Consider the following 249-nt stretch of genomic DNA (forward strand, 5'->3'; position numbering starts at 1 on the left):
GTGTTTATGGGGTCAGCGCATAGTAGTTCTAATGATATAAAAGCGGATGGAGTATTTGATTACCCTAAATCGCAATTACAGCCCTCTTACTCTGGAAGTGCAGGTAGTTCAGCATCAGGTACTAGAAGTGTTGGCGGTGGCGGGGCATACCGTGATACACCAAGTACGAGCCATCATGATGTAAACGCGTTTTATCAAGGTGTGAGTGAGCAACACGCTGCGCATTTTGATAATGTAGCAAACATACCC

General features: G+C 45.4%; 1 pseudogene. It reads left to right on the forward strand.

The features are described from left to right. Window positions 1-249: pseudogene (locus AAEZ18_RS19350) on the forward strand (DNA mismatch repair endonuclease MutL); the annotation flags it as partial.

This window comes from Pseudoalteromonas sp. 19-MNA-CIBAN-0066 (assembly GCF_040308705.1).
Lineage (GTDB): Bacteria > Pseudomonadota > Gammaproteobacteria > Enterobacterales > Alteromonadaceae > Pseudoalteromonas > Pseudoalteromonas nigrifaciens.